This is a genomic window from Methylocystis bryophila (genome assembly GCF_027925445.1).
Taxonomy (GTDB): domain Bacteria; phylum Pseudomonadota; class Alphaproteobacteria; order Rhizobiales; family Beijerinckiaceae; genus Methylocystis; species Methylocystis bryophila.
In genome coordinates this window covers 1,954,161-1,968,711 of sequence record NZ_AP027149.1, presented here as the reverse complement: position 1 = coordinate 1,968,711, position 14,551 = coordinate 1,954,161, and the positions used below count along the sequence as shown (strand labels likewise).

Below are 14,551 nucleotides of genomic sequence, written 5' to 3'. Positions count from 1 at the left end.
AAACTAAAATTCGTGCCGATGTTTTGGACGGGAGGCGCGGAGATATGGTCTCTGCTGAGACGAAGACTGCGGCAACGTCAGCCCTCGTTGTCGATGACGACAAAGACATGTGCTGGGTTCTCGAAGCCGCGCTCAAAGGCGTCGGCTGCGCCGCCATCACTGCTAGCACGGGGCGAGACGCCCTAGACCTGATCCACAGGCAAGCTTTTCCCGTGGCGTTCGTGGACGCTCGATTGCCGGACATTGGCGGGCTGCGACTCAGCGAAGAATTGCGCTGCGTGCGGCCAGAACTGCGCATCTTCATCATTTCAGGTTATTTCCTCGCAGATGACGCAGACATTTTGGATGCGATGCGCACGCAAAGGATCAACGGGTTTCTCGCCAAGCCGTTTCAAATCGGCTCGATCTTGGCTGCCGTGACGGAGTGATACGGGTGAGCGCCACCCTAAGCCCGGGCGACGAAGCCCGCTTTCGAAATTCTCGCCGCGCTCCCTCTATCACCGGCAGCTTCTTAATCCGCTGAATTTCAAGGGCCACATTCATTCTGAGAGCGCGCCTTCTTCCTGGCCCGCGAGTTGCTCCCTTCTTAGCGCCGAAGCGGCGCTCGTCCTTCTTCGGCAGGTTCGCGAAGAGCTCAACACGCTAGCAAGGAGAAGCGTCATGGCACGCGTACAAAAATCCACTGACTCGTCCAGCCTCGGCGAAGTCGTCGACCGCATCCTCGACAAAGGCATTGTGATTGACGCCTGGGTGAAGGTTTCGCTCGTCGGAATCGAGCTCATCACCATCGAAGCTCGCGTCGTGGTGGCCTCTGTCGAAACCTATCTGAAATACGCCGAAGCGGTCGGTCTGACGGCCTCTGCGGCGGCGCCCGCCTAACATTATCAATGGTCGCGCGGGGGGCGAATCTATTTTTTAGATTCGCTTCCCGCACACGATCGGCTTCCAAGGGAGGAAGGGTCATGGCGATTGTGGTGGAAAGTCTCGGGCGCGTGGCGTCTGGAATAGCGGTGGACCGACAGAATCGGGCGGAGCTTGCGAGGAGGATCAAGGATGCGACGGCGAGTCGCTGTATGGAGATCCGTTCTTTTCTCCAGGAGACCAAGGGCGCTCGCGAGAAATCTGGCCGGGACATGGCGGCAAATTTGCGGAAAGCGACGATGGCTCGCCGCAGCGAAGTTCGTTCCACGATGAATGGACTCCGAAAGTCGCGAGAGAAGGAAACCCGCGAATATCACGACAAAGCTACCGCCTTCATGCGGGATTTGACCAACGGCGTCGCTGGGATGCTCGCGAAGTTCTCGAAGGAAGATCGCGAGCGCGGCGTAAGGATGCATCAGATGTTCGCCTCGTACGGTCGGGACCGAATGGAGGCCAGAGCGGTTTGGGAGGGAAATCTCTCCCATCGGCACGGCGGCGCGCAGGCAAGCCATCATTCGACCCCGATGGGCGGCTCGACGGCCGAGTCAAAGCATGAAGCCAGCAGCTCACATCACGAGCCAAAGCACGAGGCCAGCGCGCCGCATGCAGAGTCAAAACATGAGGCCGGCTCATCGCACTCAGCTGAGGCCTCGAGCCGCGCCAGCCGTCATCCGCTTACGTCATCCTCCCAGCGCGACTCGAGCGGCGACCGGTCAGGAAAGGGAATGAAATGAGCGTCCTGTCAATCGCGAGCCGCGGCAAATCCGTTGAGGGCGAATCCGCCGGGAGCGACACGATCGCTCTCGGCCCAAGCGACGCATTCGTGAGCTCGCCAGCCGTCCAAGGCATTACTGAAAGAGCCTTGGCCTATCTGGCGGCCGGTTACGCCGTCCACTTCTGTGGACCGGCCGGCACGGGCAAGACAACCCTGGCCTTTCACGTTGCGGCTCAGCTCGGCCGTCCAGCCATACTCATCCACGGCGACCACGAGTTCGGCAGCTCCGATTTGATCGGCCGCGAGAGTGGCTACCGCAAATCGAAGGTCGTGGACAATTACATCTCGTCCGTCGTGAAACTCGAGGAGGAAGGCCGCGCGCTTTGGATGGATAACCGCATAACCACGGCCTGCAGGCTCGGCCATTCGATCATTTACGACGAGTTCAATCGAAGCAAGCCGGAAGCGAACAACCCCTTCCTGGGTATCTTGTCGGAAGGGGTGCTCAATGTGCCGAGGCTGCATGGACGCGGCGAAGGCTACATCAAGGTGCATCCGAGCTTTCGCGCGATCTTCACCTCGAATCCTGCGGAATATGCGGGAGTCTACCGGACGCAGGACGCGCTGCTCGATCGCATGATCACGCTTTATCTCGGCCACTACGATCGCGGGACGGAAATCGCGATAGCGGCGAGCAAGGCCGGAATCGAGCGAGAACGCGCTGAGCGAGTCGTGGACTTTGTCAGGCTCTGCCGCGTGAAGGGGCTGGATCCGAACTATCCGACCTTGCGCGCGTCGATTGCTCTCTCTCGCATTCTCGCGGCGCGGGGCGGCGACGCGAGCTTGCGTAATCCGGTGTTCCGTTGGGCCTGCCGCGACATCCTCGGCCGCGCGCCACACAACGCCTTGAAGGAAGGGGAGCTCAACCCCGCGGCCATCGACAATCTCTTGCGGTTATTCTCGTCAAGGGATCTCGCCGACGCGGAGGCGTCGCAACAAAATGCCGACCTCGACAATCGGGCTTCCTCGCCATCCGCGGAAGGGCAAGTGATATGACGACGCATCGTCGACCCTCGCGCGGTCTCACAGATCTCAAAACGCTGACGGGACGCTCCGACAACCGCATTCCCGCCCACAAAGCCTATCTGCGCGCGAGCTTCCTCGAGCTCGAACGCGCACGACGCAGGATGGAGATGCGCGCAGCGGAAGATCGGTCAGCTCACATACAGGAGAGATTTCGGGAGATCGACGCCGAGATCGCGGACATCATGTCGAACATGAGGGGGACGTCTCCAAGAGCGCGCCCCGTGGAAGCGCCGCACAAGTCGCCCGTGGGTTTCACCCGCACGAAGCGAAGCTTCCAAATCTCCTACTGACGCGCGCATGCGCGTCAGCTCGAGAACTTTTGGCGCAAGAGGCTACGGCTGCGTCGACGCAATCGCGGCTTGACTGCTTACAGAGATCCTTGGCTGCGCCGCAAAACATGGGGCGGGCCCGGCGATAGTCCAAACTACGGAGCCTAGTTTATGTCCACCAAGAGCCAACAAGCAGGATATGGTCACCACCGTCGTGCGACGGCGCCAACCGAAGCGCCGCCGCCCCCTCCGCCCTCGCACAAGACAAGCAAGCTATCCGCCGCTCGGGCCGCCGTGCATGAATTTCTCGCGTCGGAGCTCGACGCTCGAGAAGTTCGCCTAACGAAGATTGCCCCCATCGGTCCTGGCGGCGCCGGATGGAGGGCGGAAGCCGAAATTCTCGTCCCGAATCTCGAAGTGAAGAAGCTCGGCCTGCCGCTGACGCAAGAGGTGCTCGAGCGCGAACATTATTCCGTCGAGCTCGATGAGGACTTGATCGTGACCTCATTCCAAAATGCGAACGAGGAGGAGGAATAGGCGCGGCGAGAGGGGTGGGCGGCCAGAGGAGAACTAAGGAGAGCGGCACATGGGCCTTTATGTTTATGCAGTGGCCAACTCCCTCGACGAGGGACCGCTGTCAGTGCAAGGAATTCTCGAGCGGCCCGTCTTTCAGGTCGAGAGCGGCCCAGTAAGCGCGATCGTCAGCGATTGCCCGCTCAGCGCCATTCGCGCTGAGCGCAAACATCTCGCCGCGGCGCAGCGCGTCGTGGCGACGATTAACGCCGAACGCGATATCCTGCCGATGGCTTTCGGAGCCATAACGAAATCCGAGACCGACCTTCGAAACTTCTTGAGTCGCCAACGCGACGTTCTGATTGGTCAGTTGCAGCGCGTGCGCGGGGCTGTCGAGATGAGCGTGCGAATAACCCTGCAGACGGAAGACCCGATCGCCTATCTGGTCTCCCGCACGCCCGAGCTGCGAGCAGCGCGAGACCGGACTTTCGCGGGTCGCCGGCCGCCGTCTCACGAAGCCATGCTTCGCCTCGGCCAAATGGTTGACGAAACTTTCCGCCGCTACCGCGAATCGCGCGCAGCTGAGGTGATGTCCGGCCTCGGGCCGTCATCCGTCGAGCTCCTTTCGATGCCCGTTCGTGGCGAACGTGAGGTCGCAAATATTGCGGCGCTCGTTACGCGAGGCAGTCTTGGCGGCTTCGAAGCCGCAGTTCACGAAGTCGCCGGGCAGATCGACGACGACGTCTCCTTCAATATCGGCGGACCTTTCCCGCCTCACAACTTCGTGCAGCTTGAACCTCGCAAGGGTCAGGGTTGAATCCATAGCGGAGAAGTCAGCGATGTTTATCGTCGACGATGTTGTGAAAATCGCGGTGAATGGCGTCGTATCCATTTTGAGCAAAATATTGACGGTCACATCCTCGAGCGAGGTGCGAAAGGCGCATTTCAGGAAGCGGCCGACGCAGGGCGTTAGGAAAGGAGGCGGCGACCATGCTTCTCATTGACGATCTCCTGGCGGGGCCCGTACGGGGCCTGATGTTCGTTCTCCGAAAGGTCCATGAGGTCGTGGAGCAGGAGCTCGACGCGGAAGAGCGCGGCATCCTGTCAGATCTCTCCGCGTTGCACTGCGCGCTCGACAGCGGCGTCATAACGGAGGCCGATTTCGAAGCGCGCGAGGAAACCTTGCTCAATCGGCTCGACAGCTTGCGGGGAAACAGCCATGGCGCCCTCTAAACTCCCCGCGGCGGGCGCGCCTTCGGCGTTTCGCGAGCAATTGTCGCTTGCAGACGCGCTCGACCGTATCCTGCATCGCGGCGTGGCCCTTGAGGGGAACTTGACTATCGGTCTCGCCCAAGTGGACTTGTTGTATCTCGATTTGCGGCTCTTGCTTGGATCGATCGATACGATCTGGCCGGACGGAGCGCCTTCGCTCCCGCTCATCGAGCCTGACCCCTCCCCCTCGTCGTCCAGGCAAAAGCCGTTTGAACCGGCGGCCCGCTCGACGGTTCCCTCCGCATCGGCGCAGGCGGAAAATTCACTTCCAGCGGCGCCCCCGCTGCGTCAGTCCCCGGCTGCATTTACCCGTGAACCGCGCCGCCAGGAAGCGGGATCCTCGACAGCGCAAGGGCTCGTCCGACTCGTGCTGACGCTCGTCCGGCTACTTCATGACGTGCTCGAGCGCCAAGCAATCCGACGGATGGAGGCAGGGCGCTTGACGGATGCAGAGCTCGACAATTTGGGGGCGGCGCTCTTCGCACAAGCGGAGGAAATCGCGAATCTTCAACGGCAATTCGGCTTCCTCGACAAGGATCTCACTCTTGAGCTTGGCGCCCCCGAAGGGGCGCTGTGAAAAAGGCGTCGCCATGAACATCCAGCATCAGCCCGTCGCGCATTCCCTCGAGAGCACAAATCTTGCCGATCTGCTCGAACGCATTTTGGACAAGGGCGTCGTGATCGCGGGCGACATATCCGTCAAGCTTGTCGATGTCGAGCTGCTGACAATCCAGCTACGGCTCGTTGTCTGCTCAGTCGACAAGGCGCGAGAGCTCGGACTCGACTGGTGGAATCACAACGGCCGCCGAGAAGGTGCAATGGCGGCCAAGGACGATAAGAAACTCGGCGCGATGGAAAAACGGCTGGACCGCCTTGAAACTGCGCTTGGAGCCGTGATCGCCGCGCCTCACAAGGAAGGGAGCGCCACCAATGCCTAAGAAGGAATGGAGCGACAGGGAAAAAGAGGATGTGACGGGCGTCGCCGGCTTGAACAAGATCGCCCGCGGCCTCTCCGATCTCTTCAACGTGCTCGCGGATTTCGACAACTTGCCGCGCCGGGGTCGGCACGAAAAGGACGGCAGGGTAATGGAATATTCCTTCGGCGCGCGAACGCTTCGCGAGGCGGCGGGGGAGACTGAAGAGCCGCCCGAAGAAGAAGCCCCGCAACGAGAAGCCCCACGTCATCGCACCGCAAGAGCCCGGTCGACCGAGATCCTCGAGCCGGTTACGGACATGTTCGACGAAGCCAACGCTCTGGTGTTTCTATTCGAGCTACCCGGCGTCGAGCGTAAGGATGTTCACTGCACGCTCGACGGCGACATCCTGCTGCTCGACGCGAAGACTGGCGACCGGCATTATCGCAAGGAAGTGCTCGTCGAGGAAAAGTTTGTTCCCGGCGCCCCACAGCTTGATCTGCGTAACGGCGTTCTCGAGGTGCGGCTCGCCAAGCAGAACTGACATAAGAACGCCATTTGAAGCAACGGTTTTTCGCGTAATGCGCGCTCGAAGCGTAGCATCGATCGCGCCTTCTGCGTTTAGCCGGTTCCGGCTAAACGCAGCGCGAACTGAAGGAGGGCGCGAGAGCGCTCTGCAAGAGTTGAAGCGCTTTTTCAGTCAGAGCTTGCTCCAGCGGATCGAATTTGAGCGGTTTTCTATCGCTCGCTTGATTTTAGGCGAGCCAAAAGCGCTTCGGCGCCTGTGTGGGAGAAATGTGCGCAATGGCGCGATTGATCTACGTTCCCGTCCTGCACAGCGTCGCAGAAATGGGCACTGCGGCGCCAGCCTATAAAGCGGCGTTCGTCGCGCGTTACGGCGAGGCAAAATGGGCGGAGCGAACGGGCAAGTTTGACACCATCTGGCGCGCGATCGGGGAGTCCATCAAAATGCTCAAGCTTGATCTCTCCCATGTCAAATTATACCAGGACAGTCTTCCGGTTTGCGGCAAAGAGAGCGAGCTCGTCAAAGACTTAGCGGCTCAGGGAAGCCCAAACCACCAGCTGCTCGAAGGCCTGATGCGCGGCGGCGCAAAGGTCGTTGGAACCGAATCGCCGACGCTGCTCCTCGATGAATATAGACTTTTGCAGTCGCCTCGGCGCAACGAGGCGAAAGCTGCCGCAATTCTCGAGGCGCGCGATCGATTCATCGCTAAGCAGATCGACGCGACTCTCGCCGAGGGCGAAATCGGCGTTCTCTTTATCGGCGCGCTGCATAAGGTCGCGCAATTCCTGCCCGAGCGCATAAAGGTCGAATATCTCGCTGTCCGCTGCTCAAGCGACAACGAGCGAGAACAACGACTGACATCAGGAGTGAAAGAGTGAGCGAATCTGAAGGAACCTTGCGCTTGACGGTGGTCGAAGCGCGGCGTGATGACGTCGGGCGTGGAATCGTCCGGCTTGATCCCGAAACACTGCGCCAAATCGGCGCCGGTCCAGGCGACATATTGGAGATCGAAGGACGCACGAAGACGGTCGCCAAGGCCATGCCCACGTTCAAAGAGCAAAGAGGCCAGCAGGTCATCCAAATCGACGGCGTCGGCCGCAAGAACGCGGGCGTCGCACTCGGGCAAGCGGCGACGATCAGAAAAGTCGCCCACGCCATCGCGCGTCGCTTGTCCGTTACGCCCTTGGGCGCGGGGGCGCTGCATCAGGATGAAATCGAGTATATGGCGAACCGTCTCGACGGCCTCGCGGTGAGGACCGGCGACCGCGTCCGAATCGCCTTGTTTGGCGGAAACCACCGGGACTTCCACATCAAACGCACCGAGCCCGATGGACCTGTGGTCATACATCCCGACACGCTCCTGACGCTCGAGCGGCCGCGTAACGACTCGTCGACTCAAACGGCTTCCGCCGAAACGGAAGAGTTCGTCACCTATGACGATCTCGGGGGCATGGAACGCGAAGTGGCCAAGGTTCGCGAAATGATCGAATTGCCGCTCAGTCATCCGGAAATATTCGAGCGGCTGGGCATCACGCCGCCAAAAGGCGTCCTGCTGCATGGTCTCCCAGGCTGCGGCAAGACGCTTCTGGGGCGCGCGGTCGCGCATGAGTCTGAGGCGGCCTTCATATATGTCAGCGGCCCGGAGATCATCCAAAAGTTTTACGGAGAGAGCGAAGCTCGCCTGCGAAAAATCTTCGAGGACGCACAGCGCCGCGCGCCCTGCATCATCTTCTTCGACGAGATCGATTCGCTTGCGCCCAAGCGAGAGCGTGTGGAAGGCGAAGTCGAAAAACGCGTCGTCGCTCAACTTCTTGCTCTCATGGATGGTTTGAAGAGCCGCGGCGATGTGATCGTCATGGCGGCCACGAACCGTCCGAACAGCCTCGATCCTGCCTTGCGCCGCCCTGGCCGTTTCGACCGCGAGATTGCCATAGGCATCCCAAATGAAACCGCGCGCCGAGAAATTTTGGAGATCTACGCGCGGGGAATGCCGCTCGGGGACGACATCGAGCTATCCGACCTCGCCGCGACGACTCACGGCTTCACCGGCGCCGACCTCACCGCGCTCTGCCGCGAGGCCGCGATGGCGGCTTTGCGCCGTCAGCTTCCCCAGCTGTCTGTGGGGTCCGGACCCATCCCCTCTGAAGCGCTCATGAGTCTGGAGGTCAAGATGGCGGATTTCAGAGAGGCGCTGAGCGAGGTCTCGCCCTCCGGCCTGCGCGAGGTCGAGATCGAAACGCCGAACGTTCGATGGGAAGAGGTTGGAGGATTGGAGTCCATCAAAGAAGCGCTGAAGGAAGCGATCGTTTGGCCTTTGAGTCAACCACGCATCTTCGAGGAGATCGGCTTGCAGCCGCCCCGAGGCATTCTGCTGTATGGCCCGCCGGGCAATGGCAAGACGCTCATCGCGAAGGCGTTAGCCTCTCAAAGCAATCTGAATTTCATCTCGATCAAGGGACCAGAGCTCCTGTCGAAATATATCGGCGAGTCCGAGCAAGGCGTGCGTGAGCTTTTTGCGCGGGCGCGTCATGCCGCCCCGTGCATCGTGTTCCTAGACGAGGTCGACGCTCTGGCGCCGAAACGCGGCTTTGACGGCAGGTCTCCCGTAACGGATCGCGTCGTAAGCCAGCTGCTCACCGAGCTCGACGGCGTCGAGGCGTTGAGGGACGTTTGGGTCATCGCGGCCACAAACCGTCTCGACATGATCGACGAGGCTCTCTTGCGGCCGGGACGGCTCGATTTCCACCTCGAAGTCAAGCGTCCGGACCAAAAGGCGCGCGCGGCTATCCTCGCGGTGCATCTACGCCAGAAGCCGGTGGACGAGAAAATCGAGCTGGCGGCGCTCGCCGATCGCACGGAAGGCCTCTCTGCGGCGGAGGTGCGCTTCGTTTGCGATCGTGCGTCCATGCTCGCGATTCGGCGAGTCTTCAAAGAACCGGACGCCGGCCCCATCGAGCTTGGATCCCTGCGGCTTGAGCAGCGCGATTTTGACGAGGCTCTGGCCGAGCAAAGAGCGGCGCTGGAAGACGCGATTGCCGCTCAGGCGGCGCTGTTTTGAGGGCAGATCACGCGAGTCCCAGCATGGAATGTCAGGCTGTTCTCAAATCAGGCCTGCGTCGCCTTGCCGTGGGACGGCGCGCGACGAAAGGACGCCAAATGCCCCGCTTGAAGATCGCCTCCATCACTGCGCTTATGATCGTTGCGACGAGCGCGCTGGCCGATCCGCTCCTTCTAGGGGCCAAAGGGAAGAGAGCGCCTGTATCGTCGCCGCCGGCCGGTGCTGGCCACGATGGCTATTACGCGCCTTACATTATCGGCGCCGACGGCAGGAAATATCCAATCATGGAGATTCCTGGCGGCGCGACGGTCATCACACGACAGGTCATCGACGATCAGCAGGCCACAACGCTTGGCGAGGCCTTGAAAAACGTTTCTGGCGTCATGGTCAGAAGTCGGTGAAGGAACGCTGATCTGGGCGCGCGCCAAGGTCCCGAGTCAGAGCCGGGGCGGACCCCAGACTCTTTTTTCAGAAGATCGGCTATCCTGTCGTTCGCGCCCCCGAGGCTCAGGCGCGGCCGTTGAGCCAGATCGAATTTTTCTCGCCCCTGCCGCCCTGCCCCTGCCGATCCTCGTCGAGGGGTGACAGGCGCGTCCCAAATCACTGGCGGATGTGCGTTTTCCGATCACAATGCCTTCTCCGGCCACCGCGATCTTGGGACAGCGCGATCTTGTCAAAGGCGGCGGATTGGGGGAAGTTGCGTCAAATGGGATTCCGCGAATCCTTGTAGAGGGAAGCTCGCAAACTTCGACGGCTTCCGAGCCGTCGACGGTCTCGCCTCCACCGGAAAATCAGGGGACAGCGCCTCGTCGAAAGCAGGCTTGGCCGCGAAGCCTCGGTATAGCGTCAGGAATTAGAGATGGCATCTGAAGGCAACGGCCCCATATTTGAAGCGATATCAAACAGCTTCCGATCTAATCGAGACCGTTTGTTAAGAGACGTGATCATTGAGCGCCGCTCAGGCGCGTCCGGAATATTCAACATACTCGACATGGGCGGATCCTATAAATATTGGGATCGCGTTGGATTTGATTTTCTTGAATCGGCCAATATAAATGTAACTTGCGTGAATCATATTAGTAGCGAGTTCTACGAGTCAGAGCGCAAGACTGATAGAATAAAATTCGTTGTCGCCGATGCACGCAATTTAGATACTTACAAAGACAACGCCTTTGACTTTGTTCACTCGAATAGCGTGATCGAACATGTTGGACGCTGGGCCGACATGCGCGCTTTCGCGAAGGAGGCGCGTCGATTGGCTCCGTCCTACTACATTCAGACTCCCTATTTTTGGTTTCCGATAGATCCGCATTTTTATCGAGTTCCGTTTTACCACTGGATGCCGGAATCGCTTCGGCTGAAAATTACAAGGAAGATGAAGGTTGGTTGGGCATTGGCGCTACCAAATCTCGATGACGCAATGGCTGCGGTCGAATCTGCGGTGATTCTGGACGCCACCCAATTTCGCTCGCTGTTTCCCGACGCGGAAGTCAGTTTCGAGCGTTTCGCTTTTTTACCTAAATCATTGATCGCTATCAGGAGATAAAGAGAGAGCGCGCCTTTACGCCTTAAGCTTGACCGGTAGGCGGCGCCCCAACTCTGCGGGAAAGGTTGCGTCCGGCGCAAATCGGCGTGCGTCTTGATCGCTTCATCGAGGAGCGTCGGAGACGCCGCCAACGCCGACCGCACGAGATCGGCGGCGAAACCTATTGTCGGAGCGGAGGCTCCTGCACGAGTCGCCCCAACAATCTCTCTCCGGCGATGGCGTCGTAGAAGGGGTCTTCCGGCGTTCCGTTTTCGAGCTCGTTAATGAGAATCTTCGCGCTGTCGTGCTCGACTTGAGCCTCGTCGAGCGGGTCGTCGTCGATGAGCTCTCGGCAGGCGGGGTAGAAAATCTCCTCCTCGAGAATCGCATGAATCGTAAGCGCATTGCAGGCCTGCCTGGCGATCTTCGCGCGATCGGCCCGCCGCTTGGCTGTCGCATATCGCTCAAACAGCGCCTCGACCTCTCGATGGTCCTGCTTCAACAATGAGATGGCGTCCTGCTTGTCTGCAGGCGCTCTCCTTTGTCTGTTTCATTTTTGAATTCTCCATGGAGGGAAATCAGCGATCTCTCCGTATCGGATTGGAGTCCCGTCTACGGGCTTCAATGCGATCCCGGCGCCGCCTCGTTACAAGCCGCCTCACAGGCCCGGCAGACCTCGGCGCAGATTCTGCAATGCTCGTGATGGCCCGCGTGGCTCTCGCACTCCACGGCGCAAAGGCGGCAAGCTTCGGCGCAGGCGCGCAACATGGTGCGCATGGACGAAGTATCCGCGTTCCCGCGCCGGGCTCCAATCGCACCGGTCGCGTCGCATATGTCTGCGCAATCCAGATTAAGCCGGATGCATTCGCGCAATCCTTTGAGCTCCTCTTCGTCGAGGCAAGCGCCGGCGCAGGCGAAGCACGTCTCGGCACAGTCGAAGCACTTTTCGATACAGCGCGCGAGCGCTTCGTTTTCCGCGCCTTGCAGCTTCGGCCGCGCGGCGATCATTGACTGCAGATGCACAGGGTCACTCCTTCGATTAGTTCCAGCTACGGCTAGACCCGAGGCGTCAGGATCGCGACGCGTGCTCTGGCTTGCCTTTGCGCTTGGTTGCGGCAAGACGGCGAAGCTCCTCTTCGCTCATCGAGTCGACCATCGATCGCGATGCGCCTTTGAGCTCGGACTTTTTCTTTTCGCCGCGCTTCGCCGAAAGTGCGGCGCCGGCGGCCATCTGCTGGGCCTTGGATTTCGCAGGCATGATCGTCATCCCCTGTTCACGAGGAGAATTCGGGTCATAACTCGCAAGGATCAGGAAAGTTGTCTTCAGCTTCGGCTTAATTCGCGAATTATTGAATTGGTTCGGCAACGGTCCCAGGACGAAGCTTTCATCGCGTCGGTTCCAACGCTCGCAAAGCGGAGATCACGCGGCCGCCCTTGCGCGAGACAACGCAGCCGCTAATTGCGTTCCTCACGAAATTGACCGGCAAGCCAGCCAGATCACGGATGCGATGGCGCTGTCATCAAAGGCCCGACAACGCTTTGTCTGTTCTAAACGCCTTGCAACGCGGCGCTCAAATTCATCAACTCGATCTGGCCGCGGGCATTGCCCTGCTTGAGGGCTAAACATGAATAAGCGCTCTGACGACTTAAAGCAGGACGTGAAGCCGTCGAAGCGCGATCTCACCGATGCGTCAGACGCGGTACAGGAATGACGCTGCATCTTCGCGGAATTTTGGGGGACGTTCTTACTCGTGTTCGCGGTGGTTTGCGGTGATGTCGCCAGCGCGCTCAACCCCGCCGAGTCGACGCGCCTCTCCGCCGCGGTCGCGTCGGGCCTGATGGTTTTGGTCGGGATCTATTTCCTCGGAGCCGTCAGCGGCGCGCATCTCAACCCCGCCGTCACTTACGCCTTCGCGCTGCGTCGCCATTTTCCCTGGCGTCGAACGCCAGGTTATGTTGCGGCTCAGCTGGCCGGCGGCATAACGTTTTGGCAGGCTTTCGTCCTGGAGGCCGTGCTTACGGTCGGCCTTGTCAACGCGAGTCTCGGAACCGCCTCAGGCGCACGCAACATCGGTGCGAACGCCGGCGTCGCAATCGGTTGCTACAATGTCGCGGCGAGACTTTGTGCGGCTGGCCTCACGGGCGCGTCGATGATAGCCGCTAGCAGGCTGTTGAAAAAGTCGCTGGCTCTGGGAATCTCGCTGTGATTCAGTCTCTCCTCGCGGCGGCGAGGAATGAATCATGCGGGGCGGGGACGCGCGATGCGGGGCGCTTTTCAGTTATGTCGATCTTGAAGCGCGGGTTGGGAAGAGGCATCCCCTGCGGGCGATCCGTCAACTCGTGAACGAAGCTCTGGCGGCGATCGAGAAGGAGATCTCGGCCCTTTATTCCGCAACTGGCCGGCCGTCGATCCCCCCGGAGAAGCTTCTGCGGGCGATGCTCCTGCAGGCCTTTTATTCGATCCGCTCGGAGCGCCAGCTGATGGAGCGGCTGGAGTTCGATCTTCTGTTTCGCTGGTTCGTGGGTCTTGGTGTTGACGATGCCGTTTGGGATCACTCGACCTTCTCGAAAAACCGCGACCGCCTGCTTTCGGGCGACATCGCCGTGAAGTTCTTGAATGCGATCCTGGAGCAGCCGCGCGTAAAGCGGCTTTCGAGCACGGATCACTTTTCGGTCGACGGCACGCTGATCCAAGCCTGGGCGTCGATGAAGAGCTTCAAGCCAAAGGACGCGGCGGACCCACCGCCAAGCGGAGGCGGCGGACGCAACAAGGAAGCAGAATTCCACGGCGAGAAGCGTTCGAACGAGACGCATGAGTCGACGACCGATCCAGAGGCGCGGCTCTATCGCAAAGGCTCAGGCAAGGAGGCTAAGCTCTGCTTCATCGGCCATGCGCTAATGGAGAACCGGAGCGCACTCTTCGTCGGCGCCTGCCTCACCCAAGCCGACGGCCACGCCGAGCGCATCGCGGCGCTGCACATGATCGAGCCGCGCGCCGACCGCCCGCGAACAATCACGCTGGAGGCGGACAAGGCCTATGACGCCGAAGACTTCATAAATGAGCTGCGATCGATGAAGGTCACTCCGCACGTCGCGCAGAACAGCAACGGACGCGCCTCGGCGATCGACGGTCGCACGACGCAGCACGCGGGCTACGCCATCAGTCCGCGCATCCGTAAGAAGATCGAGGAAGGCTTCGGCTGGACCAAGACCATCGGCGGACAAGAGAAGACGAGGTTCAAAGGCCGTGAACGGGTCGGCTGGGCCTTCACCTTCACAGCCGCCGCCTACAATCTGGTGCGACTGCCGAAACTGCTCGTGGAAGCCGCATGAGCGCGCCCATGGGCTGCAAGCTCGTCGGTCGCTGGCGGATCGTCGAGGCCGACATCTGGGATCGAGCCTATCTCGACCTCTGCGGGCCGGCGACGATCGTCATCAGCGCCGATGGCCGCAGCGAAATCAGCTTCGGCGCGATGCAGGCGACCCTCGACATAGAATACGGTCCAACCTCCATCGCCTTCACCTGGATCGGCTCCGACGAAATGGACGAAGTCTCCGGCGAGGGGAGCGCCGAACTGCTCGAGAACGGTACGATCGAGATCGAGTTCGAATACGACAACGGAGACGAAGCCGTTCTCAAAGCGACGCGAGACGGTTTTTCAACAGCCTGCTAGATCACGCTGCGTTCAAAGCAGAAAAGCCTGAACGCGGAAAAGGTGACCGACTTTAAAAGTTTAGAGCCCGATTTGTGC

Annotated in this window: 21 protein-coding genes; 17 read left to right on the top strand and 4 right to left on the bottom strand. The window is 60.3% G+C overall.

Translation table 11 applies throughout. The features are described 5' to 3' along the window. Positions 1-44: 44 nt before the first annotated feature. The 6 genes from QMG80_RS09330 (at position 45) to QMG80_RS09305 (ending at position 4,321) form a co-directional block, all read left to right on the top strand. On the top strand, positions 45-428 hold the full coding sequence (locus QMG80_RS09330; protein WP_085772565.1) for a response regulator: 384 nt from the start codon (positions 45-47) through the stop codon (positions 426-428). A gap of 232 nt (positions 429-660) precedes the next feature. After that, a complete protein-coding gene (gvpA, locus tag QMG80_RS09325) occupies positions 661-879 on the top strand; it encodes a gas vesicle structural protein GvpA (RefSeq protein ID WP_085772564.1) in 219 nt (72 codons plus the stop codon). Between the two features lie 772 nt (positions 880-1,651). Next, positions 1,652-2,692 carry a gas vesicle protein GvpN gene (gvpN, locus tag QMG80_RS09320; RefSeq protein WP_085772562.1) on the top strand — a complete coding sequence of 347 codons (1,041 nt, stop codon included), beginning with the start codon at positions 1,652-1,654 and terminating at the stop codon, positions 2,690-2,692. After that, on the top strand, positions 2,689-3,012 hold the full coding sequence (locus QMG80_RS09315) for a hypothetical protein (protein WP_085772561.1): 324 nt from the start codon (positions 2,689-2,691) through the stop codon (positions 3,010-3,012). Before gvpN ends, QMG80_RS09315 begins: the two co-directional genes overlap by 4 nt. 150 nt (positions 3,013-3,162) lie before the next feature. After that, positions 3,163-3,528 (top strand): hypothetical protein, encoded by a 366-nt coding sequence (locus tag QMG80_RS09310; protein ID WP_085772560.1) that lies wholly within the window; start codon positions 3,163-3,165, stop codon positions 3,526-3,528. 49 nt (positions 3,529-3,577) lie between these two features. Beyond that, a complete protein-coding gene (locus QMG80_RS09305; protein ID WP_085772559.1) occupies positions 3,578-4,321 on the top strand; it encodes a GvpL/GvpF family gas vesicle protein in 744 nt (247 codons plus the stop codon). Positions 4,322-4,337: 16 nt separating this feature from the next. Here QMG80_RS09305 and QMG80_RS09300 read toward each other — a convergent pair whose 3' ends face one another. Beyond that, on the bottom strand, positions 4,338-4,505 hold the full coding sequence (locus QMG80_RS09300) for a hypothetical protein (protein ID WP_158658823.1): 168 nt from the start codon (positions 4,503-4,505) through the stop codon (positions 4,338-4,340). Between QMG80_RS09300 and QMG80_RS09295 the strand changes: the two genes are divergently transcribed. From QMG80_RS09295 to QMG80_RS09260, 8 genes are all read left to right on the top strand, one after another. Further along, entirely contained in the window at positions 4,495-4,737 is a 243-nt protein-coding gene (locus QMG80_RS09295) for a gas vesicle protein GvpG (RefSeq protein ID WP_085772558.1), read from the top strand. The two genes, QMG80_RS09300 and QMG80_RS09295, sit on opposite strands and share 11 nt — an antisense overlap. Continuing rightward, positions 4,724-5,353 (top strand): gas vesicle protein GvpJ, encoded by a 630-nt coding sequence (gvpJ, locus tag QMG80_RS09290; protein ID WP_085772557.1) that lies wholly within the window; start codon positions 4,724-4,726, stop codon positions 5,351-5,353. The genes QMG80_RS09295 and gvpJ overlap by 14 nt, the downstream gene beginning before the upstream one ends. Before the next feature lie 13 nt (positions 5,354-5,366). Beyond that, a complete protein-coding gene (locus tag QMG80_RS09285; RefSeq protein WP_085772556.1) occupies positions 5,367-5,714 on the top strand; it encodes a gas vesicle protein in 348 nt (115 codons plus the stop codon). Beyond that, positions 5,707-6,234, top strand: a complete 528-nt coding sequence (locus QMG80_RS09280; RefSeq protein ID WP_085772555.1) for an Hsp20/alpha crystallin family protein — start codon at positions 5,707-5,709, stop codon at positions 6,232-6,234. The genes QMG80_RS09285 and QMG80_RS09280 overlap by 8 nt, the downstream gene beginning before the upstream one ends. A 260-nt stretch (positions 6,235-6,494) precedes the next feature. Beyond that, positions 6,495-7,094: a hypothetical protein gene (locus tag QMG80_RS09275; RefSeq protein ID WP_085772554.1), complete on the top strand. Its 600-nt coding sequence runs from the start codon at positions 6,495-6,497 to the stop codon at positions 7,092-7,094. Continuing rightward, positions 7,091-9,274, top strand: a complete 2,184-nt coding sequence (locus tag QMG80_RS09270; protein ID WP_085772553.1) for a CDC48 family AAA ATPase — start codon at positions 7,091-7,093, stop codon at positions 9,272-9,274. The genes QMG80_RS09275 and QMG80_RS09270 overlap by 4 nt, the downstream gene beginning before the upstream one ends. A gap of 98 nt (positions 9,275-9,372) precedes the next feature. Continuing rightward, positions 9,373-9,675, top strand: a complete 303-nt coding sequence (locus QMG80_RS09265) for a TonB-dependent receptor plug domain-containing protein (RefSeq protein ID WP_085773787.1) — start codon at positions 9,373-9,375, stop codon at positions 9,673-9,675. A 458-nt stretch (positions 9,676-10,133) separates the two neighbouring features. Next, on the top strand, positions 10,134-10,820 hold the full coding sequence (locus QMG80_RS09260) for a class I SAM-dependent methyltransferase (RefSeq protein ID WP_085772552.1): 687 nt from the start codon (positions 10,134-10,136) through the stop codon (positions 10,818-10,820). A 160-nt stretch (positions 10,821-10,980) separates the two neighbouring features. On the opposite strand, the gene QMG80_RS09255 is transcribed toward QMG80_RS09260, so the two are convergent. The 3 genes from QMG80_RS09255 to QMG80_RS09245 form a co-directional block, all read right to left on the bottom strand. Next, positions 10,981-11,304 (bottom strand): hemerythrin domain-containing protein, encoded by a 324-nt coding sequence (locus tag QMG80_RS09255; protein ID WP_245299956.1) that lies wholly within the window; start codon positions 11,302-11,304, stop codon positions 10,981-10,983. Positions 11,305-11,420: 116 nt separating this feature from the next. Next, the gene (locus QMG80_RS21795; protein WP_483428764.1) at positions 11,421-11,807 is read right to left on the bottom strand and encodes a four-helix bundle copper-binding protein; all 387 of its coding nucleotides are present in this window, start codon (positions 11,805-11,807) and stop codon (positions 11,421-11,423) included. 61 nt (positions 11,808-11,868) lie between these two features. Further along, positions 11,869-12,057 carry a DUF3008 family protein gene (locus QMG80_RS09245; RefSeq protein ID WP_085773786.1) on the bottom strand — a complete coding sequence of 63 codons (189 nt, stop codon included), beginning with the start codon at positions 12,055-12,057 and terminating at the stop codon, positions 11,869-11,871. Positions 12,058-12,517: 460 nt separating this feature from the next. Between QMG80_RS09245 and QMG80_RS09240 the strand changes: the two genes are divergently transcribed. From QMG80_RS09240 to QMG80_RS09230, 3 genes are read left to right on the top strand one after another with little or no spacing between them, the layout of a single operon-like run. Then, positions 12,518-13,006: an MIP/aquaporin family protein gene (locus QMG80_RS09240; RefSeq protein WP_085772549.1), complete on the top strand. Its 489-nt coding sequence runs from the start codon at positions 12,518-12,520 to the stop codon at positions 13,004-13,006. 34 nt (positions 13,007-13,040) lie between these two features. Then, on the top strand, positions 13,041-14,132 hold the full coding sequence (locus tag QMG80_RS09235) for an IS5 family transposase (protein WP_085772548.1): 1,092 nt from the start codon (positions 13,041-13,043) through the stop codon (positions 14,130-14,132). Then, entirely contained in the window at positions 14,129-14,473 is a 345-nt protein-coding gene (locus QMG80_RS09230) for a hypothetical protein (protein WP_085772547.1), read from the top strand. The genes QMG80_RS09235 and QMG80_RS09230 overlap by 4 nt, the downstream gene beginning before the upstream one ends. Positions 14,474-14,551: the final 78 nt, after the last annotated feature.